Source organism: Bradyrhizobium sp. LLZ17 (genome assembly GCF_041200145.1).
Taxonomy (GTDB): Bacteria; Pseudomonadota; Alphaproteobacteria; order Rhizobiales; family Xanthobacteraceae; genus Bradyrhizobium.
Window position 1 is genome coordinate 6060905 of sequence record NZ_CP165734.1, and the last position, 16570, is coordinate 6077474.

Annotated in this window: 13 protein-coding genes, 1 tRNA gene and 1 pseudogene; 10 read left to right on the forward strand and 5 right to left on the reverse strand. The window is 62.3% G+C overall.

The genetic code is table 11. The features are described from left to right. The first annotated feature begins 56 nt into the window (after window positions 1–56). Window positions 57–2213 carry an RNA polymerase sigma factor RpoD gene (rpoD, locus tag AB8Z38_RS29145; RefSeq protein WP_369721112.1) on the forward strand — a complete coding sequence of 719 codons (2157 nt, stop codon included), beginning with the start codon at window positions 57–59 and terminating at the stop codon, window positions 2211–2213. Between the two features lie 116 nt (window positions 2214–2329). Here the strand turns inward: rpoD and AB8Z38_RS29150 are convergent, their stop codons facing one another. Beyond that, window positions 2330–2566 carry a hypothetical protein gene (locus AB8Z38_RS29150; protein WP_369721113.1) on the reverse strand — a complete coding sequence of 79 codons (237 nt, stop codon included), beginning with the start codon at window positions 2564–2566 and terminating at the stop codon, window positions 2330–2332. Between the two features lie 515 nt (window positions 2567–3081). On the opposite strand from AB8Z38_RS29150, the gene AB8Z38_RS29155 reads away from it, so the two are divergent. The 5 genes and pseudogenes from AB8Z38_RS29155 to AB8Z38_RS29175 all read left to right on the forward strand — a co-directional run bounded on the left by AB8Z38_RS29155 (window position 3082) and on the right by AB8Z38_RS29175 (window position 7661). Next, complete coding sequence (locus AB8Z38_RS29155) at window positions 3082–3906, forward strand: lytic murein transglycosylase (RefSeq protein WP_369721114.1); 825 nt, start codon at window positions 3082–3084, stop codon at window positions 3904–3906. A gap of 162 nt (window positions 3907–4068) precedes the next feature. Then, window positions 4069–4470 carry a response regulator gene (locus tag AB8Z38_RS29160; RefSeq protein ID WP_369726635.1) on the forward strand — a complete coding sequence of 134 codons (402 nt, stop codon included), beginning with the start codon at window positions 4069–4071 and terminating at the stop codon, window positions 4468–4470. 47 nt (window positions 4471–4517) lie between these two features. Further along, window positions 4518–5130: pseudogene (locus tag AB8Z38_RS29165) on the forward strand (LysE family translocator). Between the two features lie 662 nt (window positions 5131–5792). After that, entirely contained in the window at window positions 5793–7004 is a 1212-nt protein-coding gene (locus AB8Z38_RS29170; RefSeq protein WP_369726636.1) for a GGDEF domain-containing protein, read from the forward strand. Between the two features lie 33 nt (window positions 7005–7037). Further along, entirely contained in the window at window positions 7038–7661 is a 624-nt protein-coding gene (locus tag AB8Z38_RS29175; protein WP_369721115.1) for an N-acetylmuramoyl-L-alanine amidase, read from the forward strand. A 58-nt stretch (window positions 7662–7719) separates the two neighbouring features. Here AB8Z38_RS29175 and AB8Z38_RS29180 read toward each other — a convergent pair whose 3' ends face one another. The 3 genes from AB8Z38_RS29180 to AB8Z38_RS29190 form a co-directional block, all read right to left on the reverse strand. After that, entirely contained in the window at window positions 7720–8061 is a 342-nt protein-coding gene (locus AB8Z38_RS29180; protein ID WP_369721116.1) for a hypothetical protein, read from the reverse strand. A gap of 293 nt (window positions 8062–8354) precedes the next feature. Continuing rightward, window positions 8355–9254 (reverse strand): RNA polymerase sigma factor RpoH, encoded by a 900-nt coding sequence (rpoH, locus tag AB8Z38_RS29185; protein WP_369721117.1) that lies wholly within the window; start codon window positions 9252–9254, stop codon window positions 8355–8357. A gap of 219 nt (window positions 9255–9473) precedes the next feature. Continuing rightward, window positions 9474–10481: an RluA family pseudouridine synthase gene (locus tag AB8Z38_RS29190; protein ID WP_369721118.1), complete on the reverse strand. Its 1008-nt coding sequence runs from the start codon at window positions 10479–10481 to the stop codon at window positions 9474–9476. On the opposite strand from AB8Z38_RS29190, the gene AB8Z38_RS29195 reads away from it, so the two are divergent. Further along, on the forward strand, window positions 10480–10824 hold the full coding sequence (locus AB8Z38_RS29195) for a hypothetical protein (protein ID WP_369721119.1): 345 nt from the start codon (window positions 10480–10482) through the stop codon (window positions 10822–10824). The two genes, AB8Z38_RS29190 and AB8Z38_RS29195, sit on opposite strands and share 2 nt — an antisense overlap. A gap of 225 nt (window positions 10825–11049) precedes the next feature. Continuing rightward, window positions 11050–11124 (forward strand) — tRNA-Glu (locus tag AB8Z38_RS29200). A 415-nt stretch (window positions 11125–11539) separates the two neighbouring features. Here AB8Z38_RS29200 and AB8Z38_RS29205 read toward each other — a convergent pair. Next, on the reverse strand, window positions 11540–12421 hold the full coding sequence (locus tag AB8Z38_RS29205; protein ID WP_369721120.1) for an ArdC family protein: 882 nt from the start codon (window positions 12419–12421) through the stop codon (window positions 11540–11542). Window positions 12422–12996: 575 nt separating this feature from the next. On the opposite strand from AB8Z38_RS29205, the gene AB8Z38_RS29210 reads away from it, so the two are divergent. Both AB8Z38_RS29210 and AB8Z38_RS29215 read left to right on the forward strand, forming a co-directional pair. After that, window positions 12997–15438: an N-6 DNA methylase gene (locus tag AB8Z38_RS29210; protein ID WP_369721121.1), complete on the forward strand. Its 2442-nt coding sequence runs from the start codon at window positions 12997–12999 to the stop codon at window positions 15436–15438. Further along, on the forward strand, window positions 15435–16526 hold the full coding sequence (locus AB8Z38_RS29215) for a restriction endonuclease subunit S (RefSeq protein ID WP_369721122.1): 1092 nt from the start codon (window positions 15435–15437) through the stop codon (window positions 16524–16526). The genes AB8Z38_RS29210 and AB8Z38_RS29215 overlap by 4 nt, the downstream gene beginning before the upstream one ends. Window positions 16527–16570: the final 44 nt, after the last annotated feature.

Consider the following 16570-nt stretch of genomic DNA (forward strand, 5'->3'; position numbering starts at 1 on the left):
ATTTCACGCGGGCAGGCCTTTGAGCCTTCTGCATGAAGCGCGTTTAGGAGCAATGGATGGCCACCAAGGCAAAGACGCTGCAGGCGAAAGACAAGGAAAAAGACGACAAGGCAGCGGACGCGCCGGAGAAGGACTCCCAGGACGCGCCGTCGCCGTTGCTCGATCTGTCCGACGCGGCAGTCAAGAAGATGATCAAGCAGGCCAAGAAGCGCGGCTTCGTGACCTTCGATCAGCTCAACGAAGTTCTGCCGTCCGATCAGACCTCGCCCGAGCAGATCGAGGACATCATGTCCATGCTCTCGGACATGGGCATCAACGTCACCGAAGCCGACGATAGCGAAGGCGAGGAGGACAAGGACGAGGGTGGCGAGGACGAGACCGACAACGAGCTCGTCGAGGTCACGCAGAAGGCCGTCACCGAAGTCAAGAAGAGCGAGCCGGGCGAGCGCACCGACGATCCCGTACGCATGTATCTGCGCGAGATGGGCACGGTCGAGCTGTTGTCCCGCGAAGGCGAAATCGCCATCGCCAAGCGCATCGAGGCCGGCCGCGAGGCGATGATCGCGGGCCTCTGCGAAAGCCCGCTGACGTTCCAGGCCATCATCATCTGGCGTGACGAATTGAACGAAGGAAAGATCTTCCTTCGCGACATCATCGATCTCGAAGCGACCTATGCCGGCCCCGATGCCAAGGCCGGCATGAACACCGCGATGATCGGCGGTCCCGCCGGCGAGAACGGCGAAGCGCCGGCCGAAGGCGGCCAGGCTGCTGCGGTAGCGGGCGCACCTGCGCATGTGGCGCCTCCGGCCGCGCCGCCGGCGCCAACTCCGTTCCGTGCCGCGCCTGCCGGCGCAACGACCGGCGAAGCGCTGAAGGATCCTGCGGAATCCGCCGCCGAAGCCGACATGGACGAAGACGACGAGTTCGAGAACCAGATGTCGCTTGCGGCGATCGAGGCCGAGCTCAAGCCGAAGGTCGTCGAGATCTTCGACAAGATCGCCGACAGCTACAAGAAGCTGCGCAAGCTTCAGGAACAGGACATCCAGAACCAGCTCGAGAGCACCTCGCATGGGCCCTCGCTCTCGCCGCACCAGGAGCGCAAATATCGCAAGCTGAAGGACGAGATCATCGTCGAGGTGAAGTCGCTGCGCCTGAACCAGGCCCGCATCGATTCACTCGTCGAGCAGCTCTACGACATCAACAAGCGCCTCGTGTCGCATGAGGGCCGCCTGATGCGCCTTGCCGACAGCCACGGCGTCGCGCGCGAGGACTTCCTGCGCAACTACACCGGCTCGGAGCTCGATCCGCGCTGGCTCAACCGTGTCTCGAAGCTTTCGGCCAAGGGCTGGAAGAATTTCGTCCATCACGAGAAGGACCGCATCAAGGACCTCCGCCACGAGGTGCACCAGCTCGCAGCGCTCACGGGCTTGGAGATCATCGAGTTCCGCAAGATCGTGCACTCCGTGCAGAAGGGCGAACGCGAAGCCCGCCAGGCCAAGAAGGAGATGGTGGAAGCCAACCTCCGTCTCGTGATCTCGATCGCCAAGAAATACACCAACCGCGGCCTGCAGTTCCTCGACCTGATCCAGGAAGGCAACATCGGCCTGATGAAGGCGGTGGACAAATTCGAGTACCGCCGCGGCTACAAGTTCTCGACCTACGCCACATGGTGGATCCGGCAGGCGATCACCCGCTCGATCGCCGACCAGGCGCGCACCATCCGCATCCCCGTGCACATGATCGAGACGATCAACAAGATCGTGCGCACCTCGCGCCAGATGCTCAACGAGATCGGCCGCGAGCCGACCCCGGAAGAGCTCGCCGAGAAGCTCGGCATGCCCTTGGAGAAGGTCCGCAAGGTCCTCAAGATCGCCAAGGAGCCGCTGTCGCTGGAGACGCCCGTCGGTGACGAAGAGGATTCACACCTCGGCGATTTCATCGAGGACAAGAACGCGATCCTGCCGATCGACGCCGCGATCCAGTCAAACCTGCGCGAGACCACCACGCGCGTGCTCGCCTCGCTCACCCCACGCGAAGAGCGCGTGCTGCGCATGCGCTTCGGCATCGGCATGAATACCGACCACACGCTGGAAGAAGTCGGCCAGCAGTTCAGCGTGACGCGCGAACGCATCCGCCAGATCGAAGCGAAAGCGCTGCGCAAGCTGAAGCATCCGTCAAGGTCAAGGAAGCTGCGGTCGTTCCTCGATAACTGATTCAGGTGTCATGCCCGGACGAGAGTCCGGGCATCACCAATCCAGACAAAAGCGGCGGGCCAGGGCCCGCCGTTCTTGTTTGTGCCAATGTTTCGCGTGTCTCGCGGGCGGAGCCGCTACTTCTTCTTCGCGCCGACCCGCTCGAGGGTTTTGATCTCCAGCGCGGGGCGGCCGGATTTTTCCGCGATCTCACGGTCCTGCTCCATGATGAAGGCACGGGCCGGCTCATCGCCATCAAGGCCTCCGAGCAGCTCCGAAGGCACCCGCCGGTTGGAGCGCTGCGAGCCGTCTTCATAGAAGACGTTGAAAAAGGCGAATTCGCCTTTGGGATTGGTTCCAGGTTTTTTGGCCATGGGGGCTTGTCGTCGATCAGGGCGCCATAGTCAAACGACTTTGGCGGCTGCGAGGGTCGGCCGGAGGGCTTTCTGCGCAACGTAATCCGTTCGCCCGATCGCACCGCCAGGCGCCTCGTATCGTCGATCCGCCCTGACCTCAATAAACGGCGGGCCGAAAAGCCCGCCGTTTATTTTTGGTCTTCAGTGCCGCCCGGGGCTGGCGGGGCGACAACCTAGAATAGAACGCTATAACTTGCGCCATGAGGTGGCAAGTTAAATCGTCGCGGCGTTGCTGTCGCAGCGAGCGCGTCGGAGCTGAGCCGATCTCATCGCGGGTTCCAGCGTGCCCTCGAAGCGCTGCGTCAGTTTCCCTGTCGGTCAGGGTTGGCGGTTCGTGCGATGCGATCTTCAACTCGCCGCGCATCGGTGGCTGGCCATCGTTGAAGGCTAAGGCTCGCGGCTTTGACCGTTCCGTTGTTCCCGGGCATGATCGCAGCGCTGCTTCGCGCACATTTTCCAGAGGATTTTCCCGCATGTTGAGATACGCCGTGATGCTCGGACGAGGCTTGGTCGCTGCCTTCATCTTCTTTCTGGCTGGCAGCCAAGCGGAGGCCGCGCGCTGCGGTGGCGACTTCAACAGCTTTGTCGCCGGCATGACCTCGGAAGCGCAGGCAGCCGGTGTCTCCGCGAGCGTGACGAGCGCCGCGTTCAGCGGAATCACCGAGGATGGTGCGGTGCTCGCCTTCGACCGGCGCCAGCGCTACACCTTCAACAAGAGCTTTGAGCAGTATGTCTCGACCCGCGTCGGCCCCGGCCGCATCAATGGCGGCCGTGCGCTGTTGCAGCGTCACGCCGCGCTGCTGTCGCGCATCGAGCAGCAGTTCGGCGTGCCGCGGCAGATCCTGGTCGCTATCTGGGGCCTGGAAAGCGATTTCGGCAAGGGCGACATGGGCAAGCTGCCGGTGATCCGCACGCTCACCACGCTGGCGCATGATTGCCGCCGCACCGAGCTGTTCCAGGGCGAGTTGCTCGCTGCGCTCAAGATCGTGCAGCGCGGCGACCTGCCGCTGCGTGACCTCATCGGCGCCTATGCCGGCGAGATCGGTCAGACCCAGTTCCTGCCGTCGTCCTACATCAAATACGGCGTCGATTTCGATGGCGATGGCCGCGTCGACCTGCGCCACAGCGTCCCCGACGTGCTCGCCTCGACCGCGAACCTGCTCCACACCAGCGGCTTCAAGATGGGCCAACCCTATGGCGAAGGCACCGCGAATTTCGAGGCGATGCGCGAGTGGAACAGGGCGCTGATCTACCGCAAGACGATCGGATATTTTGCGGATCGGCTGATCGGGCAGTGACGGCGGGTTGGTGAGACTGCGGACTTGCGCCACTCGCGCGCGTCATCACCGGCGAACGCGTGGAACCTCTATGTACACTTTTTCAGTTTGGAACCGAACCATCTGCAGCTCGCGCCCTTAACATACGTTACTGGGGCCAAGAGCGCATTTTGGGAGCGGCCAATGGGACAAGCACAGCCATATCAGGCGACCGCGTTGATTGTTGAAGACGATGTCATGCAGCGCGAGATGCTGTGCCTCCTTCTGGAGGAAAGCGGATTCGAGGTCATCCAGTGCGAAAGCGCCGAGGCGGCCGAACTTGTCCTGGACAAAAACGCCGGCGCGCTCTGCCTGATGCTGACCGACGTGCAGCTCGCCGGACGGATGAACGGCGTCGAGCTGGCGCACGTCGCCAAGGACCGCAATCCGAAGCTCGACGTCGTCGTCACCTCCGGCCGGCCGTTGATGCAGGCCTTGCCTGACGGCGCGAAATTCTGGGCCAAGCCATGGGCGCCGCTCGACGTGCTGCGCGAGGCCGAGATCGCGCAATTGTCCGAGCGCAGCGCCTTGCCGTGGACGCACTGACCGTCTCGTGACTTCTCCGCCCCGGCCAGGGGTGGTAGGGACATGACATGTCCTGGTCGTTCCTGCTGACCTCGCTGATCGTCGTGGCTTCTCCGGGGACGGGCGTGCTCTACACGCTCGCCGCGGCCCTGACGCGCGGCTCGCGCGCCAGCATAGCTGCCGCCTTCGGCTGCACGCTCGGCATCGTGCCGCACATGACCGCGGCGATGCTCGGATTGGCCGCCGTGCTCCACACCAGCGCACTCGCCTTTGCCGCGCTGAAATGGGTGCGGCGTGGCCTATCTGCTCTACATGTCCTGGCAGGCACTGCGCGAGCGAGGTGCGCTTGCGGTCGAGGCCGAGATCAAGGAGCGGTCGAGCGGCCGCGTCATCGTCACCGGCTTCCTGATCAATATCCTCAATCCAAAGCTCTCGATCTTCTTTCTCGCCTTTCTGCCGCAGTTCATTGCGGCGGAGGAGTCCCACGTGTTGGCGCGGATGCTGGAATTGAGCGGCGCCTTCATGGCGATGACGTTCGCGGTGTTCGTGGTCTACGGCCTCTGCGCCGCATCGGTGCGCGAGCGCGTGATTTCGCGGCCGGGTGTGATGGCCTGGCTGCGCCGCAGTTTCGCGGCAGGCTTTGCGCTGCTGGGCGCCAAGCTCGCGTTTGCCGAGCGATAGCCGGTAAACGAGATCTCCTCTTCACCTCTCCTCGCAAGGGGCGGGGCGAGGGAGCGAAGCAGCGGAGCAAGCCAATAAAAAAAGCGGGCCTTGCGCCCGCCACCTGCAACTCTCAAGCCTTGCCCGAAGCCCGGGCGGAGCGAGGCTCCACCCGGGCAAAGAAAAAGAAGCCTCGTTACTTCTTCTTCGCCTTCTTGGCCTTCTTCGCCTTCTTCTTCGCCGCCTTCTTCGCTTTCTTAGCCATAGGATCCTCTTGAGGGTTAATGGTGAAACGCGACTCGAGGGATGCTCGGCGGAGGGCCAGCCTCGCAACATCCTCGACGACAAGCTCAGCAGATTCGCGCGCTCCTGCCCCGCGCTGTCACATCTGTGTCATTGCGTTATCCACAGCTCAGATGCATTTTCGGTCGATTTTTGCCCGCGAAGGCGCATCGCAGCACGCGCGGCAGCCACCACACATGGACGTCGGCGACATGCCTAACGATTCGACAATCGTCGCGCGCCGTTCACAAATCCAAAACCAAAGGCGCGCTTTCGAAGTTCGCAGTGAGACTCCGTTAAGCGCAAGGCGGGCATTGTCCTCCGCAAGAACACGGGGACGGGGTCATGGACGAACGGCTGTCAAAGACAGGGGGCGGGATGCTGCGCGCATGGCGGGCGCCATGCTGAACGTGCCGACGCTTTGGACGGTTTTCGTCTTCAACTTCCTGGCGCTGGGCCTGATCTGGGCCTACGTGATCCGCTCCTATCCGAAATTCGAGGCTGCGCGGTTCTGGATGGCGTCGGCCTTTGTCGGCGCGTCGGGGGCGCTGACGGGCCTGATCCGCCTGTTCGTCACGTCGCCTCTACCACTCCTGATCGCCGGCGCCGGCGTCATCGCAGCGACCTCTCTCGCTGCGATCGGCATCCACCGATTCTACGATCGGCCGGTGTCCTGGCGCCTCATGCTCGCATCGGCTGCCTTGAGCCTCGGCGGCATCATGTTCTTCAAATTCGTCTTCGACCACATGCCGCTGCGCATGCTCTGCTACACCATCGGCCAAGCCCTGCCGCTGTTGTTGTCGCTGCCCCTGTTGCTGTCACCGCCGGAAGGCCGCGTCAGTCCGGGCGCGCGGCTGTCGGGCGTCGTGATCATCACCATGATCGCGATATTCGTCGCTCGTACGTTGGGCAATCTGCTCGGCGGCGACTTCTCGTCATTCGCCGGCAGCCAGTCTCATGCCGTGATGGTGTTGGCGCTCCTGTTCCTGTCGATGACGCTCAATTTCGGTTTCCTGCTGATGGCGATGGACCGGTTGCGCAATGAGGTCGCCGACCTCGCGCTGCTCGACGATCTCACCGGCGTCGCCAATCGCCGCCATCTGCTCCAGCGCCTGGCCGAGGAATGCGCCCGCTCGGAGCGCAGCGGCGAGCCGTTCTCGCTGTTGGTGATCGATATCGACGGCTTCAAGACCATCAACGACACCCATGGACACGCTGCGGGCGACGCCTGCCTGCAGCACTTCACCCTGATGGCCCAGACGCGGCTGCGGCCGGGCGACATGCTCGCCCGCACCGGCGGTGACGAGTTCTGCGTCGTGCTGCCGTCGTCCTCGTTGCGCGAAGGTGCGATGATCGCCGGCCGCGTGCTGGAGGTCTGTCGCAAGGATGCCGCCGGCTGCACCGGCACCGACATCCCGATCGCGATCTCGATCGGTGTGGCGGAATGGGACCGCGGCATCGGCCAATTTGCGGATCGCCTGATCGCGCACGCCGACCACGCGCTTTATGCCGCCAAGAAGAACGGCAAGAACGATCTTGCCGTCTATGATCCGGCCCCGCCGCTCTCGCCGGAGCCGGCCGGACCGGTCGAGGCCACGCGCAAATTCGCCTGAGGCCGTGCTAGGCTTGGGTCGCATGGGACCCGGATGATGATGTCTCGCCTGTTTGCGGCCATTCTGGCCGCGCTGCTGATCGCTCCCGCTGCCGCAACGGATGCCGAGCTCGCCGAAGTCGCGCACAGCTCGGGTACGCCCGACATTCCCGGCCTGAAGATCGTCTGGCTCGCGTCCTGGGGCGATGTCGGCAACGCCCATTCCTGGCGCAACATCATCGTGCACCAGACCGAGGGGCCAACGGGCTCCGCGCGCGGTGGTGCGCTGGAGCAGTTTAAGAATCCGACCCGGCGCGGCGTCACGGTGTGGGTCGAGACCGACGGCACGGTCTATTGGGCGGTCGCGGAGAATCTGGTGCCGACCCATGGCGACGGCGCCAACCGCAACGACAACAAGTACATCGACAACAGGCCGACCTATCGTCAGGTCGTGCGCGACAATTCGATCGGTGTCGAGTTCGCCGGCAACTATCCCGATGTCACGACCGGCCCGACCCCGGCGCAGGTCGGGGCATGGAAGATCCTGGTCCAGCTGCTGCGCGCGCGCTACGGCATCCCGCTCGACCACGTCTATGCGCACAACTGGATCGACTACAAGGACGCCCGCTATTGCGAAGGCTGCTGGCTCGCGACGCTGGCAAGGATTTGGGGGGAGTGAGCGCTCTCACTCGTCATTCCGGGTTCGCGCTACGCGCGCTCCGGAATGACGAAGGGGGTCACACCGTCTGCGCCATCCAGCCGAACAGGCGCCGGATCAGTCCCGGCCGCTCCGGCAGCTCCGGCGGCCCGTCGGCAGCCAGCACGCGTTTGAAGAAGAACTCCAGAAACACCATGTCGTTCGGCTCGGTGACGGTGAACTGGTCGTCGCCGAAGAACACGCTGTAATCGTAGAAGAACGGCCCGACGAACGGCACCGTCGCGGTCGAGGCGTTGTCCTTGGAGATCACGAATTCGGACGGCTCGAGCCCGTGGTCGCGCATCGCCTGCTCGACCAGCGGCAGCTTGCGCATGAACTGGGCCGAGAAGCCGCCGACGGTGGATTGAAGAATGATCGCCACGGCGCGCCCGTCCGTTCTCTTGGGGCTGTCGGCCCAATCCCTTTGGTCGGTTGACCGGCAGCACGGGTTCAAGGCAGAGCCACAACCCGGCTGTCATCGCCGGTTTAGCCGGGCGATCCAGGATCCCAGAGAAGAGCTTTGGCATACTCGCTCTTGCAACAAGCGCTGCGGCGTACTGGATGCCCCGCTTTCGCGTGGCATCACGGCGAGGTTGCGCCCAACAAAAAAAGCCGGCGTTGCCGCCGGCTTCTTGTCTCTTCGATCCGCCAATCTCCGGCGCCGGATCCTCGCGCTTAGTGCGCGGCTTCCAGCGCGGCCTGCTCGGCCCTTGCGATCGTGCCCTTGACCGCGGACTGCACCTTCTCGAAGGCGCGGACCTCGATCTGGCGGACGCGCTCGCGCGACACGCCGAACTCGGCGGCAAGGTCTTCCAGCGTCATCGGCTCATCGGCGAGGCGACGGGCCTCGAAGATGCGGCGTTCGCGCGGGTTGAGCACGCCCATGGCGCCATTGAGCGCGTCCCGGCGGTGATCATATTCCTCGTGCTCGGCCAGCATGGCTTCCTGGTTGGGCGAATTGTCGACCAGCCAGTCCTGCCATTCGCCGGCTTCACCATCGTCGCGGATCGGTGCGTTGAGCGACGCGTCGCCACCGAGGCGGCGGTTCATGTCGATCACGTCCTGCGCCGTGACGCCGAGACGCTTGGCGATGATGGCCACCTGGTCGGGGCGGAGATCGCCTTCGTCCAGCGCGGAGATCTTGCTCTTCGCCTTGCGCAGGTTGAAGAACAGCTTCTTCTGGTTCGCGGTGGTGCCCATCTTCACGAGCGACCACGAACGCAGGATGTACTCTTGAATCGACGCCTTGATCCACCACATGGCGTATGTAGCGAGACGGAACCCCTTCTCGGGTTCGAAACGCTTGACCGCCTGCATCAGGCCGACATTGCCTTCCGAGACGACCTCGGAGATCGGCAGGCCGTAGCCGCGATAGCCCATGGCGATCTTGGCCACGAGCCGGAGATGGCTGGTGACGAGCTGGTGCGCGGCGTCGCGATCATCGTGTTCGCGCCAACGCTTGGCGAGCATGTATTCCTGCTGGGGTTCCAGCATCGGAAACTTGCGGATTTCGCCGAGGTAACGGGAAAGGCCGGATTCTCCATTGAGGACCGGCAGGGTAGCGGTACGGGCCATAGTGCGCCCTCCAAACAGGTTCAGGCCCCCGATAGCGGCGGGCCAGGCAGACGACCGCTTGGTTAAAGCCGATCGGTGCTGCGATGTTCCGCGTTGGTCATTTCAACGCAGGCGCAATATACCCCATGGGGGGTCATTTAGGGAAGGATTACTGACGTCACGTCCCCGTGTGGCTGCCATAACTTTTTGTAATGTAAAGCTTTTCTGAATCGGCCTGCGTCATAGCGCCGCTTTCAGAGTGCCCTGGAGGAGAAGCAAATCCTCCGGCAAGGGCGCCTCCCAGTGCAGAAGTTCTCCGCTTCTCGGGTGCTCCAATACCAGCAGATAGGCGTGCAGCGCCTGGCGCCCAAGAGCGGTCAGGGCCGCCTGCGCCGCAGGCGCGAGCTGGTTCGCCTTGGTCTTGAAATGCGGGCCGTAGACGGCATCGCCCATCAGCGGGTGCCCGATATGGACGAGGTGGACGCGGATCTGGTGGGTGCGGCCGGTCTCGAGCTCGCAGGCGAGCAGCGCCGCGATCGGCTTGCCGTCGCGGCCCGTGAAGCTCTCCAGGATTTCCCAGTGCGTGACGGCCTCGCGGCCACCCTGCCGCACCGCCATTTTGTCCCGCGCATACGGATGCCGGTCGATCGGCGCATCCACCGTACCGCGATGGCGTCCAGGGGTGCCCCAGGCGAAGGCCATGTAGCCGCGCCGCATCGGTCCGGTGCGGCCGTGGTCGGCGAATTGCGCTGATAGCGACTGATGGGCGAGGTCGTTCTTGGCGACCACCATCAGACCGGTGGTGTCCTTGTCCAGCCGGTGCACGATGCCGGGCCGGCGCACCCCGCCGATGCCGGACAGCGAGGAGCCGCAATGGGCGATCAGCGCATTGACCAGCGTGCCGGTCTCATGCCCGGCCGCGGGGTGCACCACCAGCCCCTTCGGCTTGTTGAGGACGATGATGTCGTCGTCCTCGAACACGATATCGAGTGCGATGTCCTCGCCCTTGGGCTCCGGCGGGGCCGCCTCCGGCACGTCGATTGTGATCGTATCGCCGGATGTGACGTGATAAGCGGGGTCGCGGACCGCGGCGTCCCCAAGGTTCACCGCGCCCGCCAGAATCAGGGCTTTCAGCCTTGATCGCGACAGATCTGCGAGGTGCGCCGCCAGCACGCGGTCGAGCCGGGCCGAGCCCTCGTCGCCGCCGACCACGACCTCCAACCGTTGCGCTGAACCCGAGCTTTCCATGACGACGTCTGATACCGCTGTTCCCGAACCGAGCCCCGAGCAGGCCGCGCTGTTTGCGCGGGTGCGGCGGATGATGCTGATCGCGGGGTTGACCACGGCGCTGGCAATCTGCGCCGTGCTGATCGGGGTGGGCTACCGCCTTTTCAAGTCGGAGGGAAGGGCGGCCGAGGCGGCCAGCGACGTCACCGCCACCCTGCCAAAGGGCGCCAAAATCGTCGCGACCGGCGTCGCCGGCGACCGGCTCGTGGTGACGCTCGATGTCGGCGGGGTCGCCGAAATCCGCACCTTCGACGCCCACACCTTGCGGCCCGCCGGAAAGCTGAAATTTGTCAATGAGCCGTAGGGCTGGCCCCGGAAACTGGCCGCAGCCGTCGTCCTGGCGAAAGCCAGGACCCATAGCCACCGAATCCGGTTGCACGAACGAGATCGTCACTCCGATCGGGCTTAACCATCCGCGTATGGGGTAATGGGTCCTGGCTTTCGCCAGGACGACGGCGGAGAGCGCGTCTGAAACCCCTCGATCCCCGCTTGCCGCCGGCAAAATTCGAGGCTATGTCCTCTCCCTCACGCTCCCTTCGTCTAGCGGTTAGGACGCGGCCCTCTCAAGGCTGAAACAGGGGTTCGATTCCCCTAGGGAGCGCCAGCGATATCAATGACTTGCTGACCCTGATCTACGGCTGTCAAATATCCGTCGAATAAGCATCTGCGTACGCAGGCGAACTTCGCACGTCATTCCACGCTCAAACATTCCTCAACAAACGGGCGACACTTGGTTGCGTTACATGAGGCATCAGCTACACCTCATGAAATGCTGCGGTGCAGTGGCGCGGTGCAAAGCCTGCGGTTAGCATTCCGGTAAGCTGAGTAGCTGGTAGGAAACGGCCCGACCGCCGGTCCGGTAGGCGCGAACCCCCGCTGCCGCGGGCACCAATACCAACCCGCACCATGCCAGCCGAACGTTTCCAGCGACCGGTCAGCATAGAAGACCTCGATCGTGGCGCCGGTCACCGGATGGGTATCAAAGAACGCCTCGCGTTGGGCATACGACACGGCGGCGCTCAAGCAGCGACGTCCGCCGGCTCGGCCAGGGCCAAGCCGCGCAGGTAGTCCGCCGCCTTCGAGGCTTGGCTGGAGGCGGTAAAGAATGCTCGTTTGTCGGCCTTGAGCAGGTCGATCCAGGTCGCAAGGTAACCCGCGTGCCGGAGATCACCGTCGAAGCCAAACTCTGCACACAGGAACGCAGCGCCCAGCTCTGCTATGAGTTCTTCCGCCGCGTAGCTCCGCGAGCCGAAACGGTTCTTCAGGTCGCGGTCGAGCCTGGTCTTGTGTCCCGTCCAGTGGGTCAGCTCGTGAAATGCCACGCCGTAGAACTGATCCGCACCATTGAAGGCCTCGAATGCTGGCATGGAGATAAAATCCTGGCTCGGCACGTAGTACGCTTCGCCGTGGCCCTCTCGGATGTCGGAGCCGGTTGAGCGCAAGAAATCGTCGGCAAGTTCGTCGCGGGCATCTGGATTTCGAACGCGCATTGGCTTCCCGGTCGTGACGGTATCGGGAAGGTTTTCGCACTGGTCGACATTGAAAACGGTGTACTCCCGCATCATGGGGACAAGCCGCGTCGCTGCGTCGCCCTCCGCGCCATCGTCGCGGAGTTGCAGTTGCTTCACGAAAAACACTTTCGTGCCGCGCTCGCCCTTGCGCACGTGGCCGCCTAGATCAAGCGCTTGCTTGAAGGTCAAAAAGCGCGCCGTCCTGTATCCTGCCGCCTGTGCCATCCACAAAAGAACGACATTGCAGCCGGAGTAAGGTCGACTGGTCACAGCATTGCACGGGGTATTCGCGCCGGGTGTCGCAGACCATGGTTTGATCCACGGTGCCGCGCCGGCTTCTAACTCCGCAATGATCCGTGCTGATACTTCCGCATAGAGGTCGCGTTTCATTGTCGCTCGCTGCTGTAGGTAATGCGACCAATGGGTCGCCTGCTTACAGCCGCGTCGGGACCTCGCCGCTTTTTTCCCCCCCGGGGGGGCATGGACAGGCCCCCCATCTTGCGCGCGCGGACACGTGGTTGGGAAATATGTAGCCTAGATTTTTCGAGCGTTAACTCTTCGTTAAGCTTTGCTGCGCCTGGAGCTCAGGAAAGCTGAGAAGGTGAGATCGTTCGCGTCTAAAGGTTACTCTCTCGCCCGGGTGGTGCTTTCGACTTCTCCGGAGATGCTCCCCTATGTGAACACGGACAGCGGACGCTCACGTCCGAAGTCAAAGGGTTTGGACCTGTTTACCTGCGCCTCAACCGGCAACACAGGAAGGTATGGGGGGCTTCCGCGCGAGTCAGTTCCCTGGCGTTGCCGGCACCAGAATTCTGATGGTCTCTTTCGTTTCTCCCACATTCTCAGTTATCGTTTGAAGGCGATTCAGCAGTGGTGCCGGCCGGGGCAGCCAGGAAGCCGTGGGCACGCAGTCCAGTCAGTGCTACCGCTGAGCGTTGCGATTCTCGGCGGGGCGAACGTCAATCATGGCAATCAAGAAATCCGACCTTTACTCCTCTCTTTGGGCCTCCTGCGACGAGCTGCGCGGCGGCATGGATGCCAGTCAGTACAAGGACTACGTCCTGTTCATGCTGTTCATCAAATATGTCTCCGACAAATACGGCGACTCCGATGATTTCGCGCCGCCGGTCACGATCCCCAAGGGTGCCAGCTTCAAGGACATGATCGCGCTCAAGGGCAACAGCGGCATCGGCGACAAGATCAACACCCAGGTGATCCAGCCGCTGATCGACGCCAATTCCCGGCTCGCCCGCACCGACTTTCCGGATTTCAACGATCCGAACAAGCTCGGCGAGGGACAGGCGATGGTAGACCGCCTCACCAATCTCATCGGCATCTTCCAGAAGCCGGAGCTCGATTTTTCGCAGAACCGCGCTGACAATGACGACATTCTCGGCGATGCGTATGAATATCTGATGCGGCACTTCGCCACCGAAAGCGGCAAGAGCAAGGGGCAGTTCTACACCCCGTCCGAAGTCAGCCGGGTCATCGCCAAGGTGATCGGCATTTCGCCACAGAACGCCGTGGCCGCCACCACGGCCTATGATCCCACCTGCGGTTCCGGCTCGCTGCTGCTGAAGGTCGCCGCCGAGGCGGGCAAGCACATCACGCTGGAGGGACAGGAAAAGGACGTGACCACCGCCGGTCTCGCCCGCATGAACATGATCCTGCACGACTTCCCGACGGCCAACGTCCTCACGGGCAACACGCTCGCCGCGCCGAAATTCAAGGACGGCCAGCAGCTCCGTAGCTATGACTATGTGGTCGCCAATCCGCCGTTCTCCGATAAGACCTGGACCACCGGCCTGACTCCCGCCACCGATCCCTTCCAGCGGTTTCAGTGGGGCGAGCCGCCGGCCAAGCAAGGCGACTACGCCTATCTGCTGCACATCATCCGCTCGCTCAAGAGCACCGGCAAAGGTGCCTGCATTCTGCCCCATGGCGTGCTCTTTCGCGGCGGCGCCGAGGCCGTGATCCGCACCCAGCTGATTCGCTCCGGCTATCTCAAGGGCATCATCGCCCTGCCGGCCAATCTCTTTTATGGCACCAGCATCCCCGCCAGCATCCTCGTGCTCGACAAGGAGAACGCTTCCGCCCGCAAGGGCGTCTTCATGATCGATGCCAGCAAGGGCTTCATCAAGGATGGCCCCAAGAATCGTTTACGCGAACGCGACCTGCACCAGATCGTCGATGTCTTCACCAACGCCGAGACGCATCCCGGTTATTCGCGCCTGGTGCCGCATGATGAGATCGCGAAGAATGACTTCAATCTCAATCTGCCGCGCTACATCGATACCCAGGAGCCGGAGGACATCCAAGATATCGCCGGTCATTTGCACGGCGGGATTCCGACGCGGGACGTCGATGCGCTCAGTGACTACTGGACGATCTGCCCGGAGCTGCGCGCTGCTTTGTTCAAACCTAACCGCCCAGGCTATCACGATCTGCTCGTCGAGGCTGTGCAGATCAAGGCGACCATCCACAGCCATCCGCAGTTCGCAGCCTTCATCGCCGGACTTGAAGCGCATTTCAAAAAATGGCGCAGTGCCGCCGCCATCAGCCTGCGCCAACTCAAGCTTGACTGCGTGCCGAAGGAAGTCATCCACGCGCAGGCTGAGCAGTTGCTAGCGCACGCCGAAGGCCAGCCGCTGATCGACCCCTATGCGGTCTATCAGCACCTGATGGACTACTGGGCCGAGACCATGCAGGACGATTGCTATCTCATTGCCGCAGATGGCTGGGTGGCGAAGACCGCGCGCATCCTGGAGACTGACAAGAAGGGCAAGTCCAGGGACAAAGGCTGGACCTGCGACCTCGTACCTAAGCCGCTGATCGTGGCCCGCTATTTTGCCGATGGGCAAGCCGCCATCGAGGCGCAGCAGGCGAGGCTGGAGACCGCCATCGCCGGCATCGCCGAGCTGGAGGAGGAACATGGCGGTGAAGAAGGTTTTCTCGGAGCTTTGGACAAGATCGGCAAGGCCGAAGTTAGCGCCCAGGTTAAAAAAATCACGGGCGACAAGGACGCCAAGGACGAGATCGCAGTCCTCCAGCAATGGCTGAAGCTCAACAGCGAAGAAGCCGAACTGAAACGTGCCATTCGCGAAGCCGACGCTGCGCTCGATAAGCTCGCCTACGACAAATATCCGAAGCTTACCGAGGTCGAAATCCAAACCCTGGTGGTGGATGACAAGTGGCTGACGACAATTGCTGCCGCCGTGCAGGGCGAACTAGATCGCGTTTCGCAAACTCTAACCGTTCGTATCCGACTTCTCGCCGACCGTTACGCGGCTCCGCTGCCGCAGATCGTTTACGAGGTCACTGCCTTGGCCGCCCGCGTAGATGGGTATCTCAAGAAGATGGATAAGACATTGTCTTTTGCAACCGTTGCAAAGGCCGCAGCCCGATGAAAGCTGGCTACAAGCAGACCGAGGCGGGCATCATTCCGAATGAGTGGGAAGTGGAGAAACTCGGCAATTTCATCTCACTTCAGCGAGGCCATGACCTGACTTGGCGTGACCGTCGCAGCGGCGAAATTCCTGTAATGGGTTCTGCTGGTCAAAATGGCTGCCATGACACCGCGATTGCAAAAGGCCCTGGCGTTGTACTTGGACGAAGCGGCGCATCATTTGGACAAGCACACTATTGTGAGCACGAATTTTGGCCTCATAACACCGCGCTCTATGTTACGGACTTCCGCGGAAACGACCCGTTGTTCGTGTTCTATTTCCTGAAAGCCATCGATTTTTCCCGCCACAACTCCGGTGGCGCACAACAATCACTCAACAGAAATTTCATTGCTCCTATTCTCATCGGCGTGCCGCGTCCTCCCGAACAACGCGCCATCGCAGAGGCGTTGAGCGATGTGGATGCGCTGGTGGGCGCGCTGGATCGGCTGATCGCCAAGAAGCGCGATCTGAAACAGGTTGCCATGCAGCAGCTCCTCACAGGCGAGATTCGGCTCCCCGGCTTCCATGGCGAATGGCAGGTGAAGCGGTTGGGAAGCCTACTTCGCTTTCAAGTCGGCTTTCCATTCGTCTCTACCTACTTCAACGAAAAGGCGGAGGGCATCAGGCTCATAAAAAACCGCGATCTGAAGAGTGACGACCAAGTCGTTCACTACGACGGAAGCTACGACCATTCATTTGTTGTCCACAATGGAGACGTGTTGATTGGGATGGACGGTGACTTTCTTCCATGCAGATGGTCCAAAGGACCCGCACTGCTGAACCAGCGAGTTGGACGAATTTTCCCGAGCCCGGGATTAAACGGCGTGTTTGCCTACTATGCGTTGATTGAGCCGTTAAAGAAAATTGAGACTATAACGTCTAGCACTACGGTGAAGCACTTGTCGCACGGCGACGTTGAGGGGATCGAATGCCCGATTCCTGACCTTCCGGAACAAACTGCCATCGCCGAGGTGCTGAGAGAGATGGACGAGGAATTGACGAGTCTAGAACAGCGGCGGAAAAAACCTGCGCTCTCAAGCGGGGGATGATGCAGGAACTCCTCACCGGCAAGACGCGGCTCGTTTCAACCGAA